The following is a 23666-nucleotide window of genomic DNA, read 5'->3' as shown; positions in this document are numbered from 1 at the left end:
AACGCGCTCAATCCCTGCGTGACTGGCGATAGGGTTCCGGAACGGCGGCATTAGGGATAGCAATGCCTTCGTTATTGGGGACCCAAGGTGGAACGACCCACCGTGAAGCGCGGGGTGCCGTTTTGCCGTTCGCCTGGGCAGCCTGATTTCGCGCGCTTTCGTTAGCGCTGCCGGGGCTGTCCTGCCTCGCGTGTGCGGCACCTCCTTCCGCCACGCCAAGGCTGGCCTCTTCGCCAGCAGCGCCGCGTACCCGCTACGCGTTCCGCGCGAGACCCGGTCAACCTGAACACACTTAACGGAATCCGTATGTTTGACAGAGCCGAAAGCACCATCGCCAATGTCGATCCCGAACTCTTCAAGGCGATCGAACTCGAGAACCGCCGCCAGGAAGAGCACATCGAACTCATCGCGTCGGAAAACTACACTTCGCCCGCGGTCATGGCCGCGCAGGGTTCGCAACTCACCAACAAGTACGCCGAAGGCTACCCCGGTAAGCGCTATTACGGCGGCTGCGAAAACGTGGATATCGTCGAGCAGCTCGCGATCGACCGCGTGAAGCAGCTGTTCGGCGCCGAAGCCGCGAACGTCCAGCCGAACTCGGGCTCGCAGGCCAACCAGGGCGTGTTCTTCGCCGTGCTCAAGCCGGGCGACACCATCATGGGCATGAGCCTCGCCGAAGGCGGCCACCTCACGCACGGCATGGCGCTGAACATGAGCGGCAAGTGGTTCAATGTCGTGAGCTACGGTCTCGACGCCAAGGAAGACATCGACTACGAGGCGCTCGAAAAGCGCGCGCATGAAACGAAGCCGAAGCTGATCATCGCGGGTGCATCGGCATTCGCGCTGCGTATCGACTTCGAGCGCATTGCCAAGGTTGCCAAGGCGGTCGGCGCGTACTTCATGGTCGACATGGCGCACTACGCCGGCCTGATCGCCGCAGGCGTCTATCCGAACCCGGTTCCGCACGCCGACTTCGTCACCACGACCACGCACAAGAGCCTGCGCGGCCCGCGCGGCGGCGTGATCCTGATGAAGGCGGAGTTCGAGAAGCAGATCAATTCGGCCATCTTCCCGGGCATTCAGGGCGGTCCGCTCATGCATGTCATTGCCGGCAAGGCCGTGGCGTTCAAGGAAGCGCTCTCGCCGGAATTCAAGTCCTACCAGCAGCAAGTGGTCGAGAACGCGCGCGTGCTGGCGGAGACGCTGGTCAAGCGTGGTCTGCGTATCGTTTCGGGCCGCACGGAAAGCCACGTGATGCTGGTGGACCTGCGCGCCAAGAACATCACCGGCAAGGCGGCGGAAGCCGTGCTCGGCACCGCGCACATCACGGTGAACAAGAACGCGATCCCGAACGACCCGGAGAAGCCGTTCGTGACGAGCGGCATCCGTCTCGGTTCGCCGGCCATGACGACGCGCGGCTTTGGCGTGAAGGAAGCCGAGCAGGTGGGCAACCTGATCGCCGACGTGCTCGACAATCCGGAGGACGCCGCGACGATCGAGCGCGTGAAGGCGCAGGTCGCCGAGCTGACGAAGCGTTTCCCGGTTTACCGCTAAGCCGCGCGATATCCCATGCGCTGCCCCTTTTGCCGGCATGAAGACACGCAGGTCGTCGACTCGCGCGTGTCCGAAGACGGTGCCGCGATCCGGCGCCGGCGCCGCTGTCCGGCCTGCGACAAGCGTTTCACGACGTATGAGCGGGTCGAGCTGGCGATGCCGGCGGTCGTCAAGAAGGACGGCAGCCGCACGGAATTCGACCGCCGCAAGATCGTGGCGAGCATGCAACTGGCGTTGCGCAAGCGCCCGGTTGCGGCCGATGCGATCGATGCGGCGGTTGCCCGTATCGAGTATCAATTGCTCGGCAGCGGCGAGCGCGAAGTGCGCAGCGAGCGCCTTGGCGAACTCGTCATGGGCGAGTTGCGCGAACTCGACAAGGTCGCGTTCGTACGGTTTGCTTCGGTGTACCGACGCTTCGAGGACGTCTCCGAGTTCGAAGACGTGATCGAGGAATTCCGCCGCGCGGGTGCTGCCAACAACCCCGCGAAAAAGCGCTGAGCGCATTCGCATTTTTCTTCCCCCTGCCAGGCCGCTGTCGTAACGCTTGCATTCTCGCGAGCCGACGCTGCGCGCACCAGCTAGCCGTTCGGCTAATTGTTTCGTTTCGCTTTCGTCCGTAGATTGATGGCAATCCGCTCGAACTAAGGATTGCTCATGAAGTACGGAGGATTCACGCTCATTGAGACGATGGTCGTCATCGTCCTGCTGGCAATCTGCGCAACGGTTTCCACGCCCGTTTTCACCGCGTGGCGTGTACGCGATCAGGTCGACGCGCGCGCCAACGCCATGCTCGGCACGCTCGCCTATGCACGTAACGAGGCGATACGGCGCAAGTCGCGCGTCACCGTTTGCCGCGTCGACGCCGCGCGCAATTGCCTCGCGTCGGCCAAAGTGTGTCCGTCCGGTATCGCCGACTGGTCCTGCGGCTGGGCCGTGATGATCGAGCGCGCCGGAGCCTCTATCCCGCTGCGCATCCAGCCGGCGCTCGAGGCAATTTCCGTGGCGTCGGGGCTCACTGCCATCACGTTTTCGCCGCCGGCGGGGCAGACCATCGGCAGCTTGCGCAACTTCGAGATTGCCCCGCGGGCGCCATCGGCGGCACAGCGCGGCGCGGGCTGGCGTCGCTGCATACGCATCGCGCAGGGGGGCCGGGCACGCATCAGCGACGGCGCATGCTCGGGGGCGCCATGAGCGGCGCGAGCGAGCGCAGCGCGCGCGGGTCGACGCTGCTGGAGGTCGCCATTGCGCTCGGAGTCATGGCGGTGTGCGGGCTCGGCCTGATGAGCACGCAACTCGGGCTGCTCCGCCACGCGCAACTGGCGGCGGCGCGCGAGCGCGCAGCGTTTGCCGCTGACGCCATGGCCGAAGCTGCGCGCGCGGCAGGGGCAACGCCCGTCATGACTGATCGATGGAGGGCGCTGACGGCGAGCGTCGTGCCCGATGGACGGCTAACCACGTCGAGCGCGGGTGGCGACGCATCGATCGCGTCCGTGAGTTGGGCGGCTACGCCGCTCGGTGCAGGGTCGGGATCGACCGCGGTTGCGCGGGTTGCGCCGTGTCGCGATGCCGCGGCGACTGCCGGGCGCGCCTGCATCGCCCTGGCGTTTCTGCGATGAACAAGCGTTTCGCCCACGCGCGCCAGCAGGCCGGCCACACGCTGCTCGAACTGACGATCGCCGTGGCGCTGGGCCTCGTGGTGACGCTTGGTGCGCTCTCGGCTTATCGCACACAGCGTCAGGCCTACGCGCAGGCGAGCGACGCCGCGCGCATCCACGAGGCCGGCATGAATGCGTTGATGCTGATCGGCGAGCAGATCCAGATGGGTGGCTTCGTTGCCGCGGACGCACGCTCGCCGCTGGCCGGCCCAGCGATCTTCGGTTGCGCGGCGGGGCGCCCGACCGGCACCGATACAGCGCTTGGCTGCGAGCCGCTGTCGAGCCGCTCCGACGGGTTGGCCGTGCGCTATCAAGGCGACAGCGTATCGACGTGGCCCGCCGCAAACGGCCAGGCTACTGACTGCCTTGGGCAGGCGGTTGGCGTGGCAGGTGTGGAAATCGTGAACCGTTATTACGCCAATGTGAGCCAGTCGACTCGCGAGAGCGAGCTTTACTGCGTGGGTTCCGGCTATGCCGGTAAGCCGCAGCCGCTCGTCGAGGGCGTCGAGCGTTTGAGCCTGCGCTACTGGACGGCGGGCGCGGCGCAGGCGGCCGAGGCTTCGGCGCTCGCGCGCGATCAGTGGGCGTCGGTCGTGGCGGTCGATCTGTGCGTGCAGGTGCGCGGGGCGGCTTTTGCGCGGCGCATGCGCTATGTCGATTGCGACGGGGCGCAGGCGGTCGGCACGGATGGGCGAGCGCGACAAGCGTTCTGGCGGCACATCGTGCTGCGTAATGTTTTGCCCGCAGCGGTTTTGCCCGCAGCGGTTTTGCACTCAGTGCCATGAGAACGAGCCTGCGCGGGAAACGTCGCACACGTGTCACATGTCGCGGCGTGGCGCTCCCCGTGGTGCTGCTTGTCGTCGCGATGATGCTCGTGACCTCGGCGGCGTGGTTCGAGGCCGCGCTGCTGGCGCAGCGCAACGCCGATGCCGTCGCCGATCATCTGCAGTCCTTCCATGCCGCCGACGCGGCTCTCGTGTTGTGCGCGCGTGAGCTGACGAATGGCGCGCTGACCGTGCCTGCAGGGGCCACGCAATCCGGCGAGCCGCAAGCCTGGCGACGGCAGGACAGCTTCGAGCGGCAGGCGATCGCGCCCGTTGCCGCGTGGCCGGGGTCCGTGCGCGTGCCGCAATGCATCGTCGAGGCCTGGCACATCGAGAGCCGTCCGCTGGTTCGCGCGTATCTCGTCACGGCGCGAGGGTTCGGCGCAGCGGAAGACACGCAAAGCTGGCTGCAGGACCTGTTGGTTTTCGACGCCGCGGGTGACGCGACACGCGTCGAGCATCACTGGCGTCGCGTCGTCGCGAGGCCCTTTTGACGAGGCAAACGGGAGGAAAGGTGAAGAACAACCGGTACAACGCGTTCACACTGCTCGAACTGGTCATCGCGCTGGCGGTGGCCGCTATCGTCGCGGCCTTCGCGCTGCCGGGGTGGAGCGCGCAGATCGCGCGGGGACATCGCATCGACGCTGTGGCCGCGCTCTATCGGGCGGCGCAACTCGTCGATACGCAGAGCGCGTCGATGGCGTCTTTGCCCACGGGATTCGACCAGGCGCCACCGACGGGAACGCCCGTCTACCGCTTGCGCCTCATGCCCGCCGACGATGCCAACGGCGGCTACGCCCTCGTAGCCGATCCGGTGGAAGCCGGGCCGATGCGTGGCGACGCTTGTGGCGCCTTCGTACTCGACGCAACCGGCGCGCGTAGCAACCACGCTGCGGACGGCGGCGCTGTCGCGGCGGCTATCCAGATGTGCTGGGGGGACCGGTGAACGCCCAGGCACGGCGAAACGGCCGGCGGTCAGCCCGTGAGGTCGTCTTCGTCGGACCTGTCGCGGGCAGGCGGGTTCGCCGAGGCGCCGCGCTGGCGTCGCACCTGCTGCCATACCCGATACGCTTCCCAGGCCGTGAAGGCGAGGCCGCCCCACTTGATAACGGGGCGCGCAGCCGAAACGATGCTCGTACCCAGCGGCTTCGCCACGATGAGCGAGATGAGCGAACTGACGAGCGGATATTCCTTGAGCAGGCTGCCGAGACCGGAAGCGACACCGCCGCCGGCACCAGAGCGACCGAATCCGGGTACTACGAAGCGCAGCCAGCTGAAGTTCGTGACCGTCGCGCGGATGTCCACGAGCGCTTCGGCCATTTCGGCGCGTTCCACGCTTGCTCGCACGAGCAGCAGTTCCTTGCGCAACGCGCGCAACTGCGGCGTCGAGAGGTCGTGCGAGCGGCCACGGGGGGGGCGAAAGGCGGTGTCCGGTCGGGGTTGGTTCATGGCGTCGGCTTGCGGCTAGGGGTGGCGCAGGGCATCTCGGTCTTTCTCGAATTCCTCGAGCGTTGCCTGGAAGACGAGCGGCGCGGTGTGCAGCCCGCGACGCGCCTTCAGGCCGCAGAAAATCGCCGCGATCGCATAGACGATCGTGAGACCGGCGAGCGCCTCCCAGCGGTACGTGTCCCAAAAGGCGATGGCAACGAGCGCCGTGAGCGCGATCAGGGCAAGCATCGCGAACATCATCCCCGCGAGGCCGAGGAAGAGCACGCCGATGAGGCGGTCCTTCTCCTCCGCGAGTTCGATGCCGATCAGTTCTAGCCGCGTCTGTAGCATCGCGGACGCGGAGCCGAGCAGTCGGCGCAACGGCCCGTGTTCGTGTCGCTGCGAGTGGGTGTCAGTCGTCATGGCGATGGCAGGTAGCGCAGGCGGATGCCCGGGCAATGCGCAAGAAAAAACGCAAGAAAAAGCAGCGGGCTGGATCGCCCGCCGAGACCACGCAGTGCGGCGGGCCGCGTCGGCAAAAAGCTTTCAGCCACCCGCCGCCAGCGGCTGGTCGCGCGCGCCACGCGGGAGCGCCTGGCGCACCGGCGTGGCGCGGCGAGCGCCGATTTATTTGCGGTTGATCAGCAAGCCGACCAGCACGCCCACGCCGGCGGCGATCCCGATCGACGCCCACGGATGCTCGTGGACATAGTCGTCGGTGGCGCGTGCCGCTTTCTTGCCTTTTTCGACCACGACCACCTGGACGTCGGCGGCCTTCTCTTTCGCCTGCTTCAGACGCGAGAGTGCCGTTTCGCGCAACTCCGAAGCGCGCTCGCCCGTAGCGCTCGCTGCCTGCTTGAGCAGGTCCTCTGCATCCGCGAGGACGGTTTTGATATCGGACATCAGCCTCTCCTTATTGACCTCTGACATTGACTGGCTCCCATCGTGTCACATCACGCGTGAATCGTAACAAAGATACGGGCGCTGGCAAGCGTGACGCGCCGCCACGACCTGTAAATCCGCACGATCCGTTCCCGCAAGCGTGCATGAGCGGGGGTTCTGTATCCCGCTTACAAAAAAATCGCGAGTCGAGAGACATGGATTTGATCCGGCACCTAAAGTTTCCTCCAATCGGTTCAAAATTACAAAAACTCATACCGGTGTGAGGCGATGTTCGTTCGCGGGGCATGACCAGGGCCTGTATGCTTGAGTGTTGTAAACGCCCACTGGATCAGCGGGCCACGCGCACTGTTTCTATCCAGCCTCATTCACCTCGTCCAAAGGAACCGCACCATGAGTCTACGTCTTGGCGATATCGCACCCGACTTCGAGCAGGATTCGAGCATTGGCCGTATCAAGTTTCACGAGTGGCTCGGCAATAGCTGGGGCGTCCTGTTTTCACATCCGGCCGACTTCACGCCGGTGTGCACGACCGAACTTGGTCTGACCGCGAAGCTCAAGGACGAGTTCGAGAAGCGTAACGTGAAGACGATCGCGCTTTCGGTGGATAGCGCCCAGTCGCACAACGAATGGATCAAGGACATCAACGAGACGCAGGCCGCGAACGTCGGCTTCCCGATTCTCGCGGACGGCGACCGCAAGGTGTCCACGCTGTACGACATGATCCATCCCAACGCGAACGAGACGCTCACCGTGCGCTCGCTCTTCGTGATCGATCCGAACAAGAAGGTGCGCCTCATCATCACCTATCCGGCGAGTACGGGGCGCAACTTCGACGAAGTCCTGCGCGTGATCGACTCGCTGCAGCTCACCGACAACTACCAGGTCGCGACGCCCGGCAACTGGAAGCAGGGCGACGACGTCGTGATCGTGCCGTCGCTGAAGGACGAAGAAGTCCTCAAGCAGAAGTTCCCGAAGGGCTACAAGGCCCTGCGTCCGTATTTGCGCATGACGCCGCAGCCGAACAAGTAAGCCGTTCGGCCGACGTCCGCGCGGGACGCGCGCCAAAACAGAAACGCCGCACGAAACGAATCGTGCGGCGTTTTTTATGCGCCGGCGATGCGGGGCCGCGCGGCGATCAGAAGAACGCCTGAATGCCCGTTTGCGCGCGGCCGAGGATCAGCGCGTGGATGTCGTGCGTGCCCTCGTAGGTGTTCACCACTTCGAGGTTCACGAGGTGACGCGCCACGCCGAACTCGTCGGAAATGCCGTTGCCGCCCAGCATGTCGCGGGCGAGACGCGCGATGTCGAGCGACTTGCCACACGAGTTGCGCTTCATGATCGACGTGATCTCGACGGCCGCCGTGCCTTCGTCCTTCATGCGGCCAAGACGCAGGCAACCCTGCAGGCCGAGGGTGATTTCCGTTTGCATGTCGGCGAGCTTCTTCTGAATCAGCTGGTTCGCGGCAAGCGGGCGGCCGAACTGCTTGCGGTCGAGCACGTACTGGCGCGCCGTGTGCCAGCACGATTCGGCGGCACCGAGCGCACCCCAGGCAATGCCATAGCGCGCCGAGTTCAGGCAGGTGAACGGACCGCGCAGGCCCTTCACGTCCGGCATGATGTTTTCTTCCGGCACGAACACTTCGTCGAGCACGATTTCGCCGGTGATCGAGGCGCGCAGACCCACCTTGCCGTGGATGGCCGGCGCCGAGAGACCCTTCCAGCCTTTCTCGAGGATGAAGCCGCGGATGTCGTCCTTGCCGTCTTCCTCGAGCTTTGCCCAGACGACGAACACGTCGGCGATCGGCGAGTTCGTGATCCACATCTTCGCGCCCGAGAGCGAGTAGCCGCCGTTCACCTTCTTCGCGCGCGTGACCATGCTGCCCGGGTCCGAGCCGTGGTTCGGCTCCGTTAGCCCGAAGCATCCGATCCATTCGCCGCTGGCGAGCCTCGGCAGGTACTTCTGCTTTTGCGCCTGCGAGCCGAATTCGAAGATCGGCACCATCACGAGCGACGACTGCACCGACATCATCGAGCGATAGCCCGAGTCGATGCGCTCCACTTCGCGCGCAATCAGGCCATAGGCCACGTAATTGAGGCCGGGGCCGCCATATTGCTCGGGGATCGTCGGCCCGAGCAGGCCGACTTCGCCCATCTCGCGGAAGATCGAGGCGTCCGTCTTTTCGTGGCGGAACGCTTCCAGCACGCGCGGAGCAAGCTTGTCCTGAGCGTACGCGGCGGCGGCGTCGCGCACCATGCGCTCCTCTTCGGTGAGCTGCTGGTCGAGCAGAAGCGGGTCTTCCCAATGGAACTGGGCGTGTGCGGCCATGGTGTCTCTCCTTTCCTCAAATCCGTGAAATGGGCGAATTTGCGCTTGACGGGAGTTCCGCTATGCGGAACAATGTTTTGCAAATTGACTTGAGTGTAGCACCAAGGCGCCCATATCCGCATCCGGAATGACTACGACTTCATCTTTTTCTTCTTCGCTGGCCGAGGGGCCGATCGACGAGCGCAAGTTCGTCGTGGCGCTCGCCCGCGGGCTCGACCTGCTGCGGGCGTTCCGTCCCGGCGAAACACTGCTCGGCAATCGCGACTTCGTGGAGCGCACGGGCCTGCCCAAGGCGACCGTGAACCGGCTCGCGTACACGCTCACCGTGCTCGGCTATCTGCGCTTTGATGAATCGCTTGGCAAATATGCGCTCGACGCCGGGGTGCTGTCACTCGGCTTCGCGCTGCTTTCGGGCACGGACACGCTCGAACTCGCCCGCCCGCATATGCGCGCGTTCGCGCGCGAGGTGGGCGCCGCGGTGTCGCTGGGGTGCCGCGACGGCCTCGACGTGATCTATCTCGAAACGATCCGCAGCGAGACGGCGCTCACGCTCGGCCTCGCGTCGGGCTCACGGCTGTCCATGCTCACGAGCTCGATGGGCCGCGCGTATCTGGCCGTGCAGCCCATCGATGTGCGTATGGCGTTGTTCGCGGAACTGGAGAAGGCAGCGGGCACCGAAGGGCCGGCGTTGGTGGAGGCCGCGAAACGCGAGATCGAGGTGTTCGGCAAGGAGGGGTGCTGCTATTCGTTTCGCGACTGGCACGAAGACGTCAACGCCGTGGCGGTGCCGTTTCGCGAGCCGCGCGAGCGTCGCTGGCTCGTGCTCAGTTGCAGCGGGCCGGCTTCGTCGATGGGGCCCGAGGTGTTTCGCGAGCGCGTGGCGCCGCTTTTGAAGTCGCTGGCGCGTCGTCTTGGCGAAACGGTGTAATGCGCGAGCCGCGAGCCGCAGCAGGCACAAAAAAGCCGACCTTCGGGTCGGCTTCTTCATGATGGCGTAGGCGAGGCTCAGTGGTTCAAGCGGCCGAGCAGCAGGAACTCCATGAGCGCCTTCTGCACGTGAAGGCGGTTTTCGGCCTCATCCCAGACCACGCTCTGCGGGCCGTCGATGACCTCGGCACTCACTTCCTCGCCGCGGTGTGCGGGCAGACAGTGCATGAAAAGCGCATCGGCGTTGGCGCGGGCCATCATCGGCGCGTCCACGCACCAGTCGGCGAAGGCCTGCTTGCGCGCTTCGTTTTCGGCCTCGAAGCCCATGCTGGTCCAGACGTCGGTCGTGACGAGGTCGGCGCCGTCGCAGGCGTCGTGCGGGTCCTCGAACACTTCGTAGAACGGCTTGCTTTCCGGCGCGACCAGCGCCGGATCGAGCGGATAGCCCGGCGGGGTGGAGATGCGCAGCTTGAAGCCGAGGATCTGCGCGGCTTCGATCCACGTGTAGAGCATGTTGTTGGCGTCGCCGACCCACGCCACGGTCTTGCCGCGGATCGGGCCGCGGTGCTCGTAGTACGTGAAGATGTCGGCCAGCACCTGGCAGGGATGGTACTCGTTCGTGAGGCCGTTGATGACCGGCACGCGCGAGCTTTCGGCGAAGCGCTGCAGGATGTCCTGGCCGAACGTGCGGATCATGATGATGTCGACCATGCGCGAGATGACCTGCGCCGAATCTTCGATCGGCTCGCCGCGGCCGAGTTGCGTGTCGCGCGTGTTCATGAACACGGCGTGGCCGCCCAGCTGGAAGATACCCGCTTCGAATGACAGGCGCGTGCGCGTGGAGCTCTTCTCGAAGATCATCGCCAGCGTGCGGTCGTGCAGCGGGTGATAGGTCTCGTAGTTCTTGAACTTGCGCTTCAGGATGCGCGCGCGCTCCAGCACATATTCATATTCGTCAAGGGAGAAATCCTTGAACTGCAGGTAATGGCGTATGGTCCGGGAGGTCATGAAACAAAAAACGGCGCCCGACACGGCCTCGAACTGCAGGATTGGGCCGGCGACGCCGCTGCGGTTGGTGGTAAGTCAAAGCAGCATAAAGGATTTTGCGCATTTTGACGAGTTGCCCAAAATTGGGGCAGGGTGCTTTGACGCACGGCGGGCAGCGCTTTTGCGATGACTTTCGTGACGGGTTCGCGGGCATCGCAAGGGCCCGGATCCAGCCTTTCAAGTGCCTTGTGTGCACTGCGTCAAAACGGTCAGTGCGCTATAATCTCAGAGATTTCTTAGGCACGACAAACGGGCCCTGAACGTGGGCGACGGCAAGGTGGCAGCACCTCGCGGCCGCGGCAGGCAAGCCCGCGGGCGCGGCCTGTGCGCTGACCGGCAGTGCGCCGCGAAGTCGTCCTGTCGATCCCGTTGCGAGACCTGCTTGTGACACGCATCGGCGGCGATTTTCGAGACTTCATGCCAGGCGGGGTGCGCGGCAGCCGTTTCCTGGCCATCGGACTGTCCATGCGTGTGGCGGCGGGCGACCCCCGCGGCCGGTGTTCCGCGGTACCCGCGCGGGCGCAGCGCTCGTGCCGCCGTTACACGCTGCAAACGCACCCAGCAGCTACACACACAGGTACTCCTGCATGGCCGACGAAGCTCCAACTGAATACTTCATTCAAGGCATCACCAGCACGGGGAAGAAGTTTCGTCCGAGTGACTGGTCGGAGCGCCTCGCCGGGGTGATGTCGAGCTTTGGTCCGAAAGCGTCGGCCAATGCTCGCGGCCCGAACGCCTATCTGCGCTACTCGCTCTATGTGCGCCCGACGATGATCGGCGACCTCAAGGTCGTCGTGCTGGATTCGCGCCTGAAGGACGTCGAGCCGATGGCCTTTAATTTTGTGATGAACTTCGCGAAGGACAACGACCTCGTCGTGACCGAGGCGTGCGAACTGCCTCACGACCACGCCACGCAGCAAGCCAACGTGCGCTGACGGCGCGGCGAAGGCCAGGGAAGGGCCCGCTTCGGCGGGTTTTTTATGCCCTGCAGAAACCAGAAAACCCGCCGAAGCGGGTTTTTTGTGGTGCAGCTCAGCGAGTCGATTGCCGGCCGCGGCCGGCGTCCGAGTCTTTACTGCGCGGCTTGCATTGCCTTGACGGCAGCCGCCAGGCGGCTCTTATGGCGAGCGGCCTTGTTCTTGTGAACGATCTTCTTGTCGGCGATGATGTCGAGCGTCTTGCCCGATGCCTTCAGAACTTCGGCAGCCTTTGCCTGGTCGCCGGCGTCGATTGCCTTGCGAACAGCCTTGATGGCGGTGCGGAACTTCGAGCGCAGTGCCGAGTTGTGCGAGTTTGCCTTCACGGCCTGACGGGCGCGCTTGCGTGCTTGTGCGGAGTTTGCCATTGCGATTCCTTGTGATTGCGGAGCGTGGTGCGACCACGCTCTTTGCCTGGATTCGAACGACCGGCAGCGATGCCTGAGACGTTCAAAACGGTATTTGCCGGCTGAGTTTTGCCCAACTGGCCGCGCCTTTTGTGCCAGAGCGGGTTTCCGCTCCCTTTCCAAGACGCGTTTCGAGGCCTCTGCGAGAACCCGAACCAAGAAGTATAGCAGCAGAGTCGTGCGGCTGGCAATCACAGTGCGATAGCGAACAAGTGCTGCCGTACGTGAACGCCTTTCACGTAACACGGTCACAATCAGCGCGCCTTGCCTTTGCCTCCCGCTCGCCTGCGCCGTCGCGCGGGGTTTTGCGCCGACCTTTGCGCTGCGCATCCGCGATGGAGCGGACGACGCCCGTATAATGACCGCCCCATGAATCTATTCCGAGCCCTGCTGACAGTCAGCGGCTTCACGCTGCTGTCGCGCGTGACCGGTCTGGCCCGAGAAACGCTGATTGCGCGCGCCTTCGGTGCGAGCCAGTACACCGACGCTTTCTACGTCGCGTTTCGTATTCCCAACCTGCTGCGCCGCATCTCGGCGGAAGGCGCCTTTTCGCAGGCGTTCGTGCCGATTCTCGCGGAGTTCAAGAACCAGAAGGGCCACGACGCCACGCGCGCGCTCGTCGACGCCACCTCGACCGTGCTCGCGTGGGTGCTCGCGATCCTCTCGCTGCTCGGCATTTTCGGTGCGTCGTTCGTCGTGATCGTGGTCGCTTCGGGCTTGAAGAGCGACGGGCAGGCGTTTCCGCTCGCCGTCACGATGACGCGCATCATGTTCCCCTATATCGTGTTCATCTCGCTGACGTCGCTCGCGTCAGGCGTGCTCAACACGTACAAGCAGTTCTCGCTGCCCGCGTTCGCGCCGGTGCTGCTCAACGTGTCGTTCATCACGGCGGCCGTGGCCTTCGCGCCGCATATGAAGCAGCCCGTCTACGCGCTCGCGTGGGCCGTGATCGTGGGCGGCGTGCTGCAGTTCCTCGTGCAGTTGCCGGGCTTGAAGCGCATCGACATGATGCCGCGCATCGGCCTGAATCCGCTCAAGGCGCTCGCGCACAAAGGCGTGAAGCGCGTGCTCGCGAAGATGGTGCCCGCCATGTTCGCCGTCTCGGTCGCGCAGATCAGCCTCATCATCAACACCAATATCGCCTCGCGTCTGGGGCCCGGCGCGGTGTCGTGGATCAACTACGCCGACCGCCTGATGGAGTTCCCGACGGCGCTGCTCGGCGTGGCGCTCGGCACGATCCTGCTGCCCAGCCTCTCGAAGGCGCACGTCGATGCCGATCCGCACGAGTACTCGGCGCTGCTCGACTGGGGCCTGCGCGTGACCTTCCTGCTCGCCGCGCCTTCGGCCGTCGCGCTCTTTTTCTTCGCCGAGCCGCTCACGGCCACGCTCTTTCATTACGGCAAGTTCGACGCCACGTCCGTCGTCATGACGGGCCGCGCGCTCGCCGCGTACGGAGTGGGGCTCGTCGGCCTCATCCTCATCAAGATCCTCGCGCCCGGCTTCTATGCGCGCCAGGACATCAAGACGCCGGTCAAGATCGGTGTGGGCGTGCTCATCGCCACGCAGATCAGCAACTACATCTTCGTGCCGATCTTCTCGCACGCGGGCTTGACGCTCTCGGTCGGCCTCGGCGCCTGCATGAACGCGCTGCTGTTGTTCATCGGGCTGCGCCGCCGCGGCATCTATATGCCGTCGTCCGGCTGGACCACGTTCTTCGTGCAGCTGCTGGGGGCATGTCTCGTGCTGGCCGGGGCGATGCACTGGTGCGCCACCAGCTACGACTGGATCGCGCTGCGTCATGAACCGTTTGCGCGCATCGCCTTGCTCGGTGCGTGCCTCGTCCTGTTCGCGGCGCTATATTTCGGTATGCTTTGGCTCATGGGCTTCAAATACGCGTACTTCAAGAGGCGGGCGAAGTGACCACGATGACTACGCGGGTTCTGGATTATTTCAGCGCGCTCGTTGCCGACGACGAGAGCCTGCCGCTCACCGAGGCGGCGCTGGCGATCGCGCAGGACGCCTATCCCGATCTCGATCTGCAAGGCACGCTCGCCGAGATCGACGAACTCGCGCTGCGCGTGCGCCGCCGCATGCCCGAAGGCGCGGACGTGCGTCAGCGGGTTGCCGTGCTCAACCGCTGCTTCTTTCGCGAGATGGGGTTCGCGGCCAACCTCAACGACTTTCTCGACCCCGAAAACAGCCACCTGAACGCCGTGCTCAAGCGCCGGCGTGGCATCCCCATTTCGCTCGCCGTGTTGTATCTGGAAATGGCGACCCAGCTCGGTCTGCCGGTGAAAGGCGTGTCGTTTCCGGGGCATTTTCTGCTGCGCGTGACGTTGCCCGAAGGCGACGAGATGCTCGATCCCACCACGGGCCGCACGCTCACCGAGTCCGACATGGTGGAGATGCTCGAACCGTTCGTGGCCAACGCCGGCGATTCCGTGGCGCGCGCGCTGCGCATGCTGCTCGAGCCGGCCACACGACGCGAGATCGTCGCGCGCATGCTGCGCAACCTGAAGTCGGTCTATCTGCAGACGGAACGCTGGCAGCGCCTGCTGGCCATCCAGCAGCGGCTCGTGATCCTGCTGCCGCAGAGCATCGAGGAAGTGCGCGACCGAGGCTTCGCTTATGCGCGTCTCGACTATCTGCGCCCGGCGCTCGAAGACCTCGAACACTATCTCGACGAGCGCCCGGACGCGGAAGACGCGACCGTCGTCGAGTCGCAGTTGCATGAGTTGCGCCAGCGCACGCTCGATAACGACTGAAGCCGCGGCCGCCCCGCAAAAGACGGACGCCCGCGATTTTCGTCGCGGGCGTCTTTTTTATCGCGCGGAGGGAAGGCGCGCCGTTACTTCGGCTGCATGCGGATCGCGCCGTCCAGACGGATCACCTCGCCGTTGAGCATCGGATTCTCGACGATCTGCTTGACGAGCATCGCATACTCATCCGGCTTGCCGAGGCGCGGCGGGAACGGAACCATTGCGCCGAGCGCGTCCTGGACCTCTTTGGGCATGCCGAGCAGCATCGGCGTTTCGAAGATGCCGGGGGCGATCGTCATCACGCGGATGCCGCTGCGCGAAAGGTCGCGCGCGATCGGCAGCGTCATTGCGACGACGCCGCCCTTCGACGCGGCGTAGGCGGCCTGGCCGATCTGGCCGTCGTAAGCGGCCACCGAAGCGGTGTTGACGATCACGCCGCGCTCGCCGCCCTCGCTCGGCGCGGTCTGGGCGATGGCGGCCGCCGCGAGGCGGATCATGTTGAAAGTGCCGATCAGATTGACCGAAACGGTCTTAGAGAACGTGTCGAGCGGATGCGGGCCGTCCTTGCCTACGGTTTTCACGGCGGGCGCGATGCCCGCGCAGTTCACGAGGCCGCGCAGCGTCCCGAGCGCGGTTGCCGCGGCCACGGCGCGCGCGCCGTCCTCCTCGTTCGCCACGTTGCACGTCACGAACGCGCCGCCCAGTTCCTTCGCGAGTGCGCCGCCGGCGTCCTCATTGAGGTCGGCGATGACGACCTTGCCGCCTTCGGCCGCGATCAGACGCGCGCTGGCCGCGCCGAGTCCCGACGCGCCGCCGGTGATGAGAAATACGTTGCCGCGGATCTGCATGTTTCGTCTCCTGTGTTGTGGCCGTGCCGTCTCGCGCGCAGGGGAAATTCGCGCGAGACCCGGCAAAAAACAGAACGGGCCGGCTGGCGCCGCGTCCCGAAACCGCTCGGGAGTGCGGCGCCAGCCGGCCCGCAGGCAAACCAGCAAGTGTGCCGATACCGGCTTCGGGTCGGACTTCGACCCGCTTACTTGAGCGCTTCGAATGCGCGCTCGCGAATTTCGTCGACGCTGCCGAGGCCCGAGATGGCGCGATACTGCGGCGCCTTCAGGCCGTTTTCCTCCCCGCGCTTTGCCCAGTCGCTGTAGTAGGCGATGAGCGGCTTGGTCTGCGCAACGTACACGTCCAGACGCTTGCGCACCGTTTCTTCCTTGTCGTCGTCGCGCTGAACGAGCGGTTCGCCCGTCACGTCGTCCGTCATGTCCACTTTCGGCGGATTGAACTTGACGTGATACGTGCGGCCCGAAGCCGGGTGCATGCGGCGGCCGCTCATGCGCGTGATGATCTCGTCGAACGGCACGTCGATCTCGAGCACGTAATCGATCGCCACGCCCGCCTGCTTCATCGCTTCGGCTTGCGGCAGCGTGCGCGGGAAGCCGTCGAACAGGTAGCCGTTCTTGCAGTCGGGCTCCTGAAGGCGCTCCTTCACGAGATTGATGATGAGCTCGTCGGTCACGAGCTCGCCGGCGTCCATGAACCGCTTCGCTTCGAGGCCAAGCGGCGTACCGGCCTTGACGGCCGCGCGCAGCATGTCGCCCGTCGAGATTTGCGGAATGCCGAACTTTTCCTTGATGAAGGTTGCCTGGGTTCCCTTGCCCGCGCCCGGGGCGCCCAACAGGATCAAACGCATGTGAACAATCTCCGATCTGTGTGAATTCTTGCGGCGCGGCGGCTGCCCCGCACGCGCGGCTGGGCGGCATCGTCAGCGTCGTGCGTCTCCTCGCCCGTTCGCTCACGACCATCGAGGCAGTGCTGGCGGGGGCGACGGCACGTTCTACACAGCTTTTCGCCCGGTGTTCATGACTCGCACTGGACACCGGGCGGCGCTGCAAGACGGTGCCGAAAAGCGGGGAAACCCCGACGCACAAAGGCTTTAGACGGCTCGCGCAAACAATTGATTATGCCATGGGATTTTTGCCCCACGGACGGAATTAAGGCCGGTATAACGCCTGCACACGGGCGAGGTCGGCGGGCGTGTCGACGCCCGGGGCGGGTGCCTGCGCCGTCACGAGCACCGCGATGCGCTCGCCGTGCCACATCGCGCGAAGCTGTTCCAGCGCCTCGACCTGCTCGATGGGCGAATGCGCGAGCGAGGGGTAGGTGCGCAGGAATTTCGCGCGGTACGCGTACAGCCCGATGTGGCGATAAACGGTCGCGGGAGCCGGCGGGGCGGGCATTGCGCCGAGATCGAGGCGCGCCGGCGACCAGTGCGGCTGCCATGCGTCGCGGGCCCAGGGAATGGGCGCGCGCGAGAAGTAGAGCGCAACGCCGCGTGAGTCCAGCACGACCTTCACGACGTTCGGGCTGAAGATTTCGTCGGGCGCCGTGATGGGATGGGCGGCGGTGGCGATCGCGCATTCGGGGTGCGCGGCGAGGTGCGACGCAACGTCGCATACGAGCGCGGGGTCGATCAGCGGTTCGTCGCCCTGGACGTTGACCACGATCGTCTCGTCGCTCCAGCCGTAGTGCTCGGCGACCTCGGCGAGGCGGTCGGTGCCCGACGGGTGATCGGCTCGCGTGAGGACGGCCTCGAAACCGTGGGCGCGGGCGGCGTCGAGCACGCTCTGGGCGTCCGAGGCGATCAGCACCTGCTGCGCGCCCGAATCGCGCGCACGCTCGGCCACGCGCACCACCATCGGCTTGCCGCCGATGTCGGCAAGCGGTTTGTTGGGCAGTCGCGTGGAGGCGAGACGCGCCGGGACGACGGCGATGAAGGGTTGCACGGGAGCAGTCATGGCCAGTTGGGGCTAGGGCAGGAAAGCGGATTGGGGAAACCGGTTCGGGAGACCGCCTTGGGGGACGCGCCGGGGGCGGCGCGCGTGGCCCGGCTTCGAGCCGGGAAGACGAGGTGAGCGGCGCAAGCGGTGTGAGTGGCGCAAGCGGCGCAAGTGAGCGCGATCGCGGCCGCCTGGCACCGCCCGCGCGCCTTACGCGGCGCTGGGTCCGTGCGGATCGACCGGCGTACCTTCCACGGTTTGACGCGCTTCGTCGACCAGCATGACCGGAATGCCGTCGCGGATCGGGTAGGCGAGCTTGTCGGCGTTGCAGATCAGCTCCTGCGCGGCGCGGTCATAGCTGAGCGGGCCCTTGCAGATCGGGCAGACCAGGATTTCAAGCAGACGAGCGTCCACGGAGTTTCTCCACAACCAGGGTAATGAGGCGATGATCGAGCGCGGCTTCGACGGGGACGACCCAGATGCGCGCGTCGTTCCAGGCCCCCAATTTTACTGCATCCTTTTCGGTGACCAGGATCGCGTCGGCGCTGACATCGGCGAACGGGTTGGTCGCGTAGGCGTAGTGGTCGGGCAGCGGCAGGGTTTGCGGCGCGAGCCCGGCGGCGCGCAGCGTCGCGAAAAAACGCTCCGGCGAACCGATGCCGGCCGCCGCCACGATGCGCGGCGCGCCCTGCGATCCTTGCTTGAGCGTGCCTTGCCCCGGTGCGGCCAGGTCCGCGGCAAACTGCGCGAGCGGACGGCGCAGCGCCGGATTGGCGAGATGCCAGGCGTCGCCGGGTTCGAGCTTGAGCGCGAACGTATTGGGCCAGGCCGGCAGCGCCCGCTCGAACGGATTGTTCACAAGCGTGGCGTCGCGCCGGCGCGAGAGCGGCTCGCGCAGGGGGCCTGCCGGCAGCAGAAAGCCATTGCCGCCCAGACGATGGTCGAACACCACGATCTCGATGTCGCGCGCAAGGCGGTAGTGCTGCAGGCCGTCGTCGCTCACGATCACGTCGACGTCGCTGTGGGCGCCGCACAACGCCGTGGCCGCCGCCACGCGGTCTGGCGAGACCCAGACGGGCACGCCCGTGCGGCGGGCGATCAGCAGCGGTTCGTCGCCGCAAAGGCGAGCGGGGGTATCCGCGGTGACGGGCGCGGGGCGGCCGATTTTCGCGCCGTAGCCGCGCGAGACCACGCCCGGCGAAAAGCCCGCGGCGCGCAGCGCCTCGACGAGCGCGATCACCGTGGGCGTCTTGCCGGTGCCGCCCACGGTCACGTTGCCGACCACCACCACGGGCACGCCCACGCGCACGCTCTTGAGCCAGCCCGCCGCAAAGGCGGCGCGGCGCGCACCGCTCACGGCGGCGAACACGGTGGCGAGCGGCGTGAGCGCCCACGCGAGCGCGCCGCGGCGTTGCCAGGCGTGCGCAAACTGCGCTTCGAGGCGTTCCTTGAGACTGGAGACAGGGCCGCTCATCGGCAATATGCGCGCGAAGCGCCCCACGCGGCATGCGGGAAGCAGACAGGCAGGGCGGGCATCGGGTCGGTTCTCCGGTTCGAGGTGGGCGACAAGCAAGACGGCAGACGAATGACCTGCGCATGCGAGCGGCCGGTGCTTCGCGTGATGCGGCACAGGCGCTCGTGAACCCGGCACTCTAGCGCGGGTAGGCGTCAAGCGGCAAGCTGCCGGGCGGTACGCAACTGCCGGTTGTGCAAGGCGCGCGAAACGTCGGAAAAATCAACGCCTGTGGATAACTTTGTGGAGAAGTCGGTCCCGCGAAGGCGCAAAGGCCCATTCTTCGGCCTGTCCATCGGCCTGCCAGGATGTCATATCGATAAAAAACGTATATAAATCAACGGCATGAGCCATTTTTTTCAGCGTTTACGGGCCGGCTGCGGTCAGCATGCCGCATGACAGCGCCGATGTGGACACTTCGCGGGGCTTGCAGGCCGGGTTTCATTCGTGCTGGACTACGGCCCCCCGAACGGTCTATCGTCTGTCCGGCCGAGGTTTCTCCATACCCTTTCGCATGCTATCCGACCGCTTCTCCGCTTCCTCCGCGCCTTCGGGCGACGTCGTCGTGCCGGTGTCGGCGCTCAACCGGGCGATTGCCTCGATGCTCGAGCGCACGTTCCCGCTTGCATGGATTTCCGGCGAAGTTTCCAACTTTACGCGCGCCGCGAGCGGCCACTGGTACTTCTCGATCAAGGACGCCCAGGCGCAGATTCGCTGTGTGATGTTCCGCGGCCGGGCCCAGTATGCCGAATTCACGCCGCGCGAAGGCGACCGCATCGAAGTGCGCGCGCTTGTCACGATGTACGAGCCGCGCGGCGAACTCCAGCTGAACGTCGAGGCCGTGCGGCGCACTGGCCAGGGCCGGCTCTACGAGGCTTTCCTGCGGCTGAAGGCGCAACTCGAGGCCGAAGGGCTCTTCGACCCGCAGCGCAAACGCGCGCTGCCCTCGCATCCGCGCGCCATCGGCGTGATTACGTCGATGCAGGCCGCCGCGCTGCGCGACGTGCTGACCACGCTGTGCCGCCGCGCGCCGCATGTGCCGGTGATCGTTTATCCCGCGCCGGTGCAGGGCGCGGGCTCGGCGGAAAAGCTCACCGCGATGCTGGAAACCGCGAACGCGCGCAACGAGGTGGACGTGCTCGTGCTGTGCCGCGGCGGCGGCTCGATCGAGGACCTGTGGTCGTTCAACGACGAAGCGCTTGCACGCGCGATTGCGGTCAGCGCCATTCCGGTGGTGAGCGGCGTGGGGCACGAAACCGATTTCACGATTGCCGATTTCGCCGCCGACGTGCGCGCGCCGACGCCAACCGGCGCGGCTGAACTCGTCAGTCCGCAGCGCACGCTGCTGCTGCGCGACCTCGACCAGCGCCACGCCGCGCTCGCACGCGATTTCGGCCGTCTGCTCGAGCGGCGCGCGCAACAGCTCGACTGGCTGGCGCGCCGGCTCGTTTCCCCCGTCGAACGGCTTGCGCAGCAGCGCACGCACTTGCGCCAGCTGACGATACGGCTCGCTTCGGCGGGCTCGCGTGCCAGCGCCGAGGCGCGTGCACGCCTGAACGTCATGCAGATGCGCTGGCAGCGCGCGCGGCCCGACCCCGCCGCGCAGCGCGCCCAACTGGAGTCGCTCGGACGGCGTCTGGACGGCGCCTTCGCGCGAGCGCGCGAGCGCGAAGCGGCGCGCCTTTCGGAACTCGCGGCGCGGCTCGAGGTGCTGAGCCCGCAGCGCACGTTCGAGCGCGGCTATGCGGCGCTGCTCGACGTGCAAAGCGGCGCAGCCGTGCGCTCGCCCGCCACGCTCAAGCCGGGCAAGCGCCTCACCGTGCATCTTGCCCAGGGCAGCGCCGACGTGGCGCTTGCCGATGTCCAGCCGCGCCTCGCCGACGGTTTCTGATCTGGGCTCGCAGCCGGCCTGTCGGGCCCGTCGCTTGCTGCTCAGCCAGGCACCGGCGCAATCGCCCGATCGCTTCGCCTCGACAATGAATCGTGGCGGCGAACGATTGTTGCAGTCCCGTTGCAGGAAGTTTGCATGCCGATTGTGCGGAGATTGCAACGCGATTGCAGCCGTCTTGCCTGCGCGCGAAGCGGGCAGGCAAAGCGCGGCATGGAACGCGTGGTTCGAGCGTGGCTGCATCGGCGAAAAACCACATGGCGGTTCATTCGGAAAAGCCCCGCGCAAACGATATCCGGCATAAAGGCCGCTCGTTTGCGGGGTTATTCCAACTCGCCTACAATCGAGTGCTCCATGCCGGCGAATTTGTAGAACTTCACGCAGAACTCCCCATAACACGACGAAGGAACCGCATCATGTCATTTACGCTCCCGCCGCTGCCGTTCGCGAAGAACGCCCTCGCTCCGCACATGTCGGAAGAGACGCTCGAGTTCCACTACGGCAAGCACCACCAGGCTTACGTCACGAATCTGAACAACCTGATTCCGGGCACCGAGTTCGAAAAGCTCTCGCTCGAAGAGATCGTCAAGAAGTCGTCGGGTGGCGTGTTCAACAACTCGGCGCAGATCTGGAATCACACGTTCTTCTGGAACAGCCTCTCGCCGCAAGGCGGGGGCGCACCGTCGGGCGCGCTCGGCGACGCGATCAACGCGAAGTGGGGCTCCTACGACGCATTCAAGGAAGCCTTCACGAAGGCGGCCGTGGGCAACTTCGGTTCGGGCTGGACGTGGCTCGTGAAGAAGGCTGACGGCTCGCTCGACATCGTGTCGACCAGCAACGCCGCCACGCCGCTCACGACCGACGCGAAGGCGCTCCTCACGATCGACGTGTGGGAACACGCTTACTACATCGACTACCGCAATGCACGTCCGAAGTTTGTCGAAGCGTTCTGGAACATCGTGAACTGGAACTTCGCAGCGCAGAACTTTGCGTGAGTTGCGTGTGGGTTTCGCGTAGTACGAAGCCCTGTTCGATGTGCCGTGCTGGCTGCGGCACCTGCAAAAGGCCCTCGGTGTGAATCGAGGGCCTTTTTATTTTGCGCGAAGCGTTTTACGCAAACGCACTTACGCAAGTCAGTATGACTCCCGTGAGGTAGAGGCTGGCCTGCCGCGCGGCATCAAACGCGGGCTAGCATGTCTGCCAGAGCCGCACGGTGCGGACAGGGCCGCACCCGGCGATTTCCGACACGGAGGCCAGCGTGGAAAACGATAGCACGTTGTACGTGGGACTGGACGTTCACAAAGATTCGATCACGGTTGCGTACGCGATCGAGATGGGCGAAGTGGAACTGTTCGGCAAAATCGGCACCATGCAAATTGACGTTGATCGGCTGTGCAAGAAGCTGCAACTAAAGGCGCGGCAGATCTGTTTCGTCTACGAAGCGGGTCCGTGCGGATACGGACTGTACCGGCGGCTGGTCGATAAAGGCTTTGACTGCATGGTGTGCGCTCCGTCGCTTATTCCGCGCAAGCCAGGTGATCGCGTCAAGACGGACCGCCGTGACGCGATCAAGCTGGTGCGCTCGCTGCGCGCCGGCGACCTGTCAGCCGTGCATGTGCCGACGGTTGAAGATGAAGCGTTTCGCGACCTGGCCCGCGCCTGGTCGGCTGCCAGAGAAGACCTGAAGGCAGCACGCTGCAGGCTCAAATCCTTTCTGCTGGCCCACGGCGTCCACTACCTCGGCCGTCCCAACTGGGGGCCGACACACAGGCGCTGGTTAAGTACGTTCTCGTTTGACAGCGCCTGGCAGCAACTGGCGTTCAACGAACATCGGCGCTCGATTGAGGATCGGCTCGCGCAATGCGAGCGGCTGGAACTGGCTTTGCGTGAAGCCGTCATCAATTGGCGGTTCTATCCAGTCGTACTTGCTTTGCAAGCGATGCGCGGCATCAACTTCACGTCGGCAATCGGCCTGGTGTCCGAACTGGGTGACCTCACGCGTTTCCAACATCCACGGCAACTGATGGCATGGATTGGCGTGACGCCTTCGGAGCATTCCTCGGGTGGGAAACGACGCCTAGGTAGCATTACCAAGACCGGCAACAGCTATGCACGTAAGCTGCTGGTTGAATCCGCCTGGAGCTATCGACATCCGGCACGCGTGAGCATCGATATCCAGCGCCGGCATGAAGGTCTACCCAAACCGATAATCGATCGTGCCTGGGACGCGCAGCTGAGGCTGTGCAGGCGATATCGCAAGCTCGTCGCCAGAGGGAAGACCGCACACGTCGCCATCATCGCTGTCGCGCGCGAACTGGCTGCCTTCATCTGGGACGTCGGTCGACTGGGGATGACTCTGGCCGCACCGTACAGCGAACAAGCCGCATAAACGGAGGACGTAGCTGACGAAAAGCCAACCAGCATCGGAAGTTTCCTGAAGGCGGCGCAGCCCGGTATTCGAGTAACCCGCGACCGCGTTTGGCAACGACATCAGTCGACTTGCGTAGTAAGGAAGCGGCAGGCTCATGAGACGGACCTCAGTAATGCGGTAGCCAACCCGCGAATATCAGCTTGATCCACCGTCGAGATTTACTGCTACGCCGCCCTCAGGAAATTCGCTCTAACCATGGAGTAGATCTTGAAAACCGATTCCGATTGACACCGGGAGTCATATC

General features: G+C 65.2%; 26 protein-coding genes and 1 riboswitch. Of the genes, 15 read left to right on the top strand and 11 right to left on the bottom strand.

Annotated features, from left to right (window positions below; genetic code table 11):
• The first annotated feature begins 8 nt into the window (after window positions 1–8).
• Window positions 9–146: riboswitch (ZMP/ZTP riboswitch) on the top strand.
• Between the two features lie 160 nt (window positions 147–306).
• From glyA to BHE01S_RS17755, 7 genes are all read left to right on the top strand, one after another.
• Window positions 307–1554 (top strand): serine hydroxymethyltransferase, encoded by a 1248-nt coding sequence (gene glyA / locus BHE01S_RS17785; RefSeq protein WP_042266208.1) that lies wholly within the window; start codon window positions 307–309, stop codon window positions 1552–1554.
• 15 nt (window positions 1555–1569) lie between these two features.
• Window positions 1570–2052, top strand: coding sequence for a transcriptional regulator NrdR (gene nrdR / locus BHE01S_RS17780; protein WP_042266207.1), 483 nt, complete (start codon window positions 1570–1572; stop codon window positions 2050–2052).
• A gap of 156 nt (window positions 2053–2208) precedes the next feature.
• Window positions 2209–2745: a GspH/FimT family pseudopilin gene (locus BHE01S_RS17775; RefSeq protein ID WP_042266416.1), complete on the top strand. Its 537-nt coding sequence runs from the start codon at window positions 2209–2211 to the stop codon at window positions 2743–2745.
• Window positions 2727–3170 carry a hypothetical protein gene (locus tag BHE01S_RS36085; protein WP_052405976.1) on the top strand — a complete coding sequence of 148 codons (444 nt, stop codon included), beginning with the start codon at window positions 2727–2729 and terminating at the stop codon, window positions 3168–3170. The genes BHE01S_RS17775 and BHE01S_RS36085 overlap by 19 nt, the downstream gene beginning before the upstream one ends.
• Window positions 3167–3994 (top strand): PilW family protein, encoded by an 828-nt coding sequence (locus BHE01S_RS17765; RefSeq protein WP_042266204.1) that lies wholly within the window; start codon window positions 3167–3169, stop codon window positions 3992–3994. The genes BHE01S_RS36085 and BHE01S_RS17765 overlap by 4 nt, the downstream gene beginning before the upstream one ends.
• Before the next feature lie 59 nt (window positions 3995–4053).
• Window positions 4054–4527, top strand: coding sequence for a pilus assembly PilX family protein (locus BHE01S_RS17760; RefSeq protein ID WP_245639770.1), 474 nt, complete (start codon window positions 4054–4056; stop codon window positions 4525–4527).
• 20 nt (window positions 4528–4547) lie between these two features.
• The gene (locus BHE01S_RS17755; RefSeq protein WP_042266201.1) at window positions 4548–4979 is read left to right on the top strand and encodes a type IV pilin protein; all 432 of its coding nucleotides are present in this window, start codon (window positions 4548–4550) and stop codon (window positions 4977–4979) included.
• 29 nt (window positions 4980–5008) lie between these two features.
• Here the strand turns inward: BHE01S_RS17755 and BHE01S_RS17750 are convergent, their stop codons facing one another.
• The 3 genes from BHE01S_RS17750 to BHE01S_RS17740 form a co-directional block, all read right to left on the bottom strand.
• Entirely contained in the window at window positions 5009–5482 is a 474-nt protein-coding gene (locus BHE01S_RS17750) for a DUF3318 domain-containing protein (protein ID WP_042266200.1), read from the bottom strand.
• Between the two features lie 15 nt (window positions 5483–5497).
• Window positions 5498–5884, bottom strand: a complete 387-nt coding sequence (locus BHE01S_RS17745) for a phage holin family protein (protein WP_042266199.1) — start codon at window positions 5882–5884, stop codon at window positions 5498–5500.
• Window positions 5885–6088: 204 nt separating this feature from the next.
• On the bottom strand, window positions 6089–6391 hold the full coding sequence (locus BHE01S_RS17740) for a DUF883 family protein (protein WP_007584918.1): 303 nt from the start codon (window positions 6389–6391) through the stop codon (window positions 6089–6091).
• 363 nt (window positions 6392–6754) lie between these two features.
• Here BHE01S_RS17740 and BHE01S_RS17735 point away from each other — a divergent pair, with 363 nt between their 5' ends.
• Window positions 6755–7393, top strand: a complete 639-nt coding sequence (locus tag BHE01S_RS17735) for a peroxiredoxin (protein ID WP_028205314.1) — start codon at window positions 6755–6757, stop codon at window positions 7391–7393.
• Window positions 7394–7499: 106 nt separating this feature from the next.
• On the opposite strand, the gene BHE01S_RS17730 is transcribed toward BHE01S_RS17735, so the two are convergent.
• Window positions 7500–8690 (bottom strand): acyl-CoA dehydrogenase, encoded by a 1191-nt coding sequence (locus BHE01S_RS17730; RefSeq protein ID WP_042266195.1) that lies wholly within the window; start codon window positions 8688–8690, stop codon window positions 7500–7502.
• Between the two features lie 127 nt (window positions 8691–8817).
• On the opposite strand from BHE01S_RS17730, the gene BHE01S_RS17725 reads away from it, so the two are divergent.
• Window positions 8818–9618 (top strand): IclR family transcriptional regulator, encoded by an 801-nt coding sequence (locus BHE01S_RS17725; RefSeq protein WP_042266193.1) that lies wholly within the window; start codon window positions 8818–8820, stop codon window positions 9616–9618.
• 77 nt (window positions 9619–9695) lie between these two features.
• On the opposite strand, the gene argF is transcribed toward BHE01S_RS17725, so the two are convergent.
• A complete protein-coding gene (gene argF / locus BHE01S_RS17720; protein ID WP_042266191.1) occupies window positions 9696–10625 on the bottom strand; it encodes an ornithine carbamoyltransferase in 930 nt (309 codons plus the stop codon).
• A 626-nt stretch (window positions 10626–11251) separates the two neighbouring features.
• Between argF and BHE01S_RS17715 the strand changes: the two genes are divergently transcribed.
• Complete coding sequence (locus BHE01S_RS17715; protein WP_042266190.1) at window positions 11252–11599, top strand: DUF3579 domain-containing protein; 348 nt, start codon at window positions 11252–11254, stop codon at window positions 11597–11599.
• Window positions 11600–11736: 137 nt separating this feature from the next.
• On the opposite strand, the gene rpsT is transcribed toward BHE01S_RS17715, so the two are convergent.
• On the bottom strand, window positions 11737–12009 hold the full coding sequence (gene rpsT, locus BHE01S_RS17710; protein WP_042266189.1) for a 30S ribosomal protein S20: 273 nt from the start codon (window positions 12007–12009) through the stop codon (window positions 11737–11739).
• A gap of 408 nt (window positions 12010–12417) precedes the next feature.
• On the opposite strand from rpsT, the gene murJ reads away from it, so the two are divergent.
• Entirely contained in the window at window positions 12418–13968 is a 1551-nt protein-coding gene (murJ, locus tag BHE01S_RS17705) for a murein biosynthesis integral membrane protein MurJ (RefSeq protein ID WP_042266187.1), read from the top strand.
• Between the two features lie 5 nt (window positions 13969–13973).
• Window positions 13974–14813 (top strand): SirB1 family protein, encoded by an 840-nt coding sequence (locus BHE01S_RS17700; RefSeq protein WP_042266412.1) that lies wholly within the window; start codon window positions 13974–13976, stop codon window positions 14811–14813.
• 83 nt (window positions 14814–14896) lie between these two features.
• On the opposite strand, the gene BHE01S_RS17695 is transcribed toward BHE01S_RS17700, so the two are convergent.
• From BHE01S_RS17695 to lpxK, 5 genes are all read right to left on the bottom strand, one after another.
• Window positions 14897–15655 (bottom strand): SDR family NAD(P)-dependent oxidoreductase, encoded by a 759-nt coding sequence (locus BHE01S_RS17695; RefSeq protein WP_042266186.1) that lies wholly within the window; start codon window positions 15653–15655, stop codon window positions 14897–14899.
• A gap of 185 nt (window positions 15656–15840) precedes the next feature.
• Entirely contained in the window at window positions 15841–16503 is a 663-nt protein-coding gene (gene adk, locus BHE01S_RS17690) for an adenylate kinase (RefSeq protein WP_042266185.1), read from the bottom strand.
• Between the two features lie 301 nt (window positions 16504–16804).
• Entirely contained in the window at window positions 16805–17608 is an 804-nt protein-coding gene (gene kdsB / locus BHE01S_RS17685) for a 3-deoxy-manno-octulosonate cytidylyltransferase (RefSeq protein ID WP_042266183.1), read from the bottom strand.
• A 192-nt stretch (window positions 17609–17800) separates the two neighbouring features.
• A complete protein-coding gene (locus tag BHE01S_RS17680) occupies window positions 17801–18004 on the bottom strand; it encodes a Trm112 family protein (RefSeq protein WP_042266182.1) in 204 nt (67 codons plus the stop codon).
• Window positions 17985–19064: a tetraacyldisaccharide 4'-kinase gene (gene lpxK, locus BHE01S_RS17675; protein WP_042266180.1), complete on the bottom strand. Its 1080-nt coding sequence runs from the start codon at window positions 19062–19064 to the stop codon at window positions 17985–17987. The genes BHE01S_RS17680 and lpxK overlap by 20 nt, the downstream gene beginning before the upstream one ends.
• A 553-nt stretch (window positions 19065–19617) precedes the next feature.
• Here lpxK and xseA point away from each other — a divergent pair.
• The 3 genes from xseA to BHE01S_RS17660 all read left to right on the top strand — a co-directional run bounded on the left by xseA (window position 19618) and on the right by BHE01S_RS17660 (window position 23380).
• A complete protein-coding gene (gene xseA, locus BHE01S_RS17670) occupies window positions 19618–20994 on the top strand; it encodes an exodeoxyribonuclease VII large subunit (RefSeq protein ID WP_042266178.1) in 1377 nt (458 codons plus the stop codon).
• Window positions 20995–21407: 413 nt separating this feature from the next.
• Window positions 21408–21986: a superoxide dismutase [Fe] gene (gene sodB / locus BHE01S_RS17665; RefSeq protein WP_042266176.1), complete on the top strand. Its 579-nt coding sequence runs from the start codon at window positions 21408–21410 to the stop codon at window positions 21984–21986.
• Window positions 21987–22249: 263 nt separating this feature from the next.
• Window positions 22250–23380 carry an IS110 family RNA-guided transposase gene (locus BHE01S_RS17660; RefSeq protein WP_042266175.1) on the top strand — a complete coding sequence of 377 codons (1131 nt, stop codon included), beginning with the start codon at window positions 22250–22252 and terminating at the stop codon, window positions 23378–23380.
• Window positions 23381–23666: the final 286 nt, after the last annotated feature.

Source organism: Paraburkholderia heleia NBRC 101817 (assembly GCF_000739775.1).
Lineage (GTDB): Bacteria > Pseudomonadota > Gammaproteobacteria > Burkholderiales > Burkholderiaceae > Paraburkholderia > Paraburkholderia heleia.
This window is presented reverse-complemented; position numbering and strand designations above follow the sequence as displayed.

What these genes read in the sequence shown, in the direction of transcription:
- glyA (WP_042266208.1), top strand. Translation starts at nt 307, where the DNA reads ATGTTTGACAGAGCCGAAAGCACCATCGCCAATGTCGATCCCGAACTC.
- nrdR (WP_042266207.1), top strand. Translation starts at nt 1,570, where the DNA reads ATGCGCTGCCCCTTTTGCCGGCATGAAGACACGCAGGTCGTCGACTCG.
- BHE01S_RS17775 (WP_042266416.1), top strand. Translation starts at nt 2,209, where the DNA reads ATGAAGTACGGAGGATTCACGCTCATTGAGACGATGGTCGTCATCGTC.
- BHE01S_RS36085 (WP_052405976.1), top strand. Translation starts at nt 2,727, where the DNA reads ATGCTCGGGGGCGCCATGAGCGGCGCGAGCGAGCGCAGCGCGCGCGGG.
- BHE01S_RS17765 (WP_042266204.1), top strand. Translation starts at nt 3,167, where the DNA reads ATGAACAAGCGTTTCGCCCACGCGCGCCAGCAGGCCGGCCACACGCTG.
- BHE01S_RS17750 (WP_042266200.1), bottom strand. Translation starts at nt 5,482, where the DNA reads ATGAACCAACCCCGACCGGACACCGCCTTTCGCCCCCCCCGTGGCCGC.
- BHE01S_RS17745 (WP_042266199.1), bottom strand. Translation starts at nt 5,884, where the DNA reads ATGACGACTGACACCCACTCGCAGCGACACGAACACGGGCCGTTGCGC.
- BHE01S_RS17740 (WP_007584918.1), bottom strand. Translation starts at nt 6,391, where the DNA reads ATGTCAGAGGTCAATAAGGAGAGGCTGATGTCCGATATCAAAACCGTC.
- BHE01S_RS17735 (WP_028205314.1), top strand. Translation starts at nt 6,755, where the DNA reads ATGAGTCTACGTCTTGGCGATATCGCACCCGACTTCGAGCAGGATTCG.
- BHE01S_RS17730 (WP_042266195.1), bottom strand. Translation starts at nt 8,690, where the DNA reads ATGGCCGCACACGCCCAGTTCCATTGGGAAGACCCGCTTCTGCTCGAC.
- BHE01S_RS17725 (WP_042266193.1), top strand. Translation starts at nt 8,818, where the DNA reads ATGACTACGACTTCATCTTTTTCTTCTTCGCTGGCCGAGGGGCCGATC.
- argF (WP_042266191.1), bottom strand. Translation starts at nt 10,625, where the DNA reads ATGACCTCCCGGACCATACGCCATTACCTGCAGTTCAAGGATTTCTCC.
- BHE01S_RS17715 (WP_042266190.1), top strand. Translation starts at nt 11,252, where the DNA reads ATGGCCGACGAAGCTCCAACTGAATACTTCATTCAAGGCATCACCAGC.
- rpsT (WP_042266189.1), bottom strand. Translation starts at nt 12,009, where the DNA reads ATGGCAAACTCCGCACAAGCACGCAAGCGCGCCCGTCAGGCCGTGAAG.
- murJ (WP_042266187.1), top strand. Translation starts at nt 12,418, where the DNA reads ATGAATCTATTCCGAGCCCTGCTGACAGTCAGCGGCTTCACGCTGCTG.
- BHE01S_RS17700 (WP_042266412.1), top strand. Translation starts at nt 13,974, where the DNA reads ATGACTACGCGGGTTCTGGATTATTTCAGCGCGCTCGTTGCCGACGAC.
- BHE01S_RS17695 (WP_042266186.1), bottom strand. Translation starts at nt 15,655, where the DNA reads ATGCAGATCCGCGGCAACGTATTTCTCATCACCGGCGGCGCGTCGGGA.
- adk (WP_042266185.1), bottom strand. Translation starts at nt 16,503, where the DNA reads ATGCGTTTGATCCTGTTGGGCGCCCCGGGCGCGGGCAAGGGAACCCAG.
- kdsB (WP_042266183.1), bottom strand. Translation starts at nt 17,608, where the DNA reads ATGACTGCTCCCGTGCAACCCTTCATCGCCGTCGTCCCGGCGCGTCTC.
- lpxK (WP_042266180.1), bottom strand. Translation starts at nt 19,064, where the DNA reads ATGAGCGGCCCTGTCTCCAGTCTCAAGGAACGCCTCGAAGCGCAGTTT.
- xseA (WP_042266178.1), top strand. Translation starts at nt 19,618, where the DNA reads ATGCTATCCGACCGCTTCTCCGCTTCCTCCGCGCCTTCGGGCGACGTC.
- sodB (WP_042266176.1), top strand. Translation starts at nt 21,408, where the DNA reads ATGTCATTTACGCTCCCGCCGCTGCCGTTCGCGAAGAACGCCCTCGCT.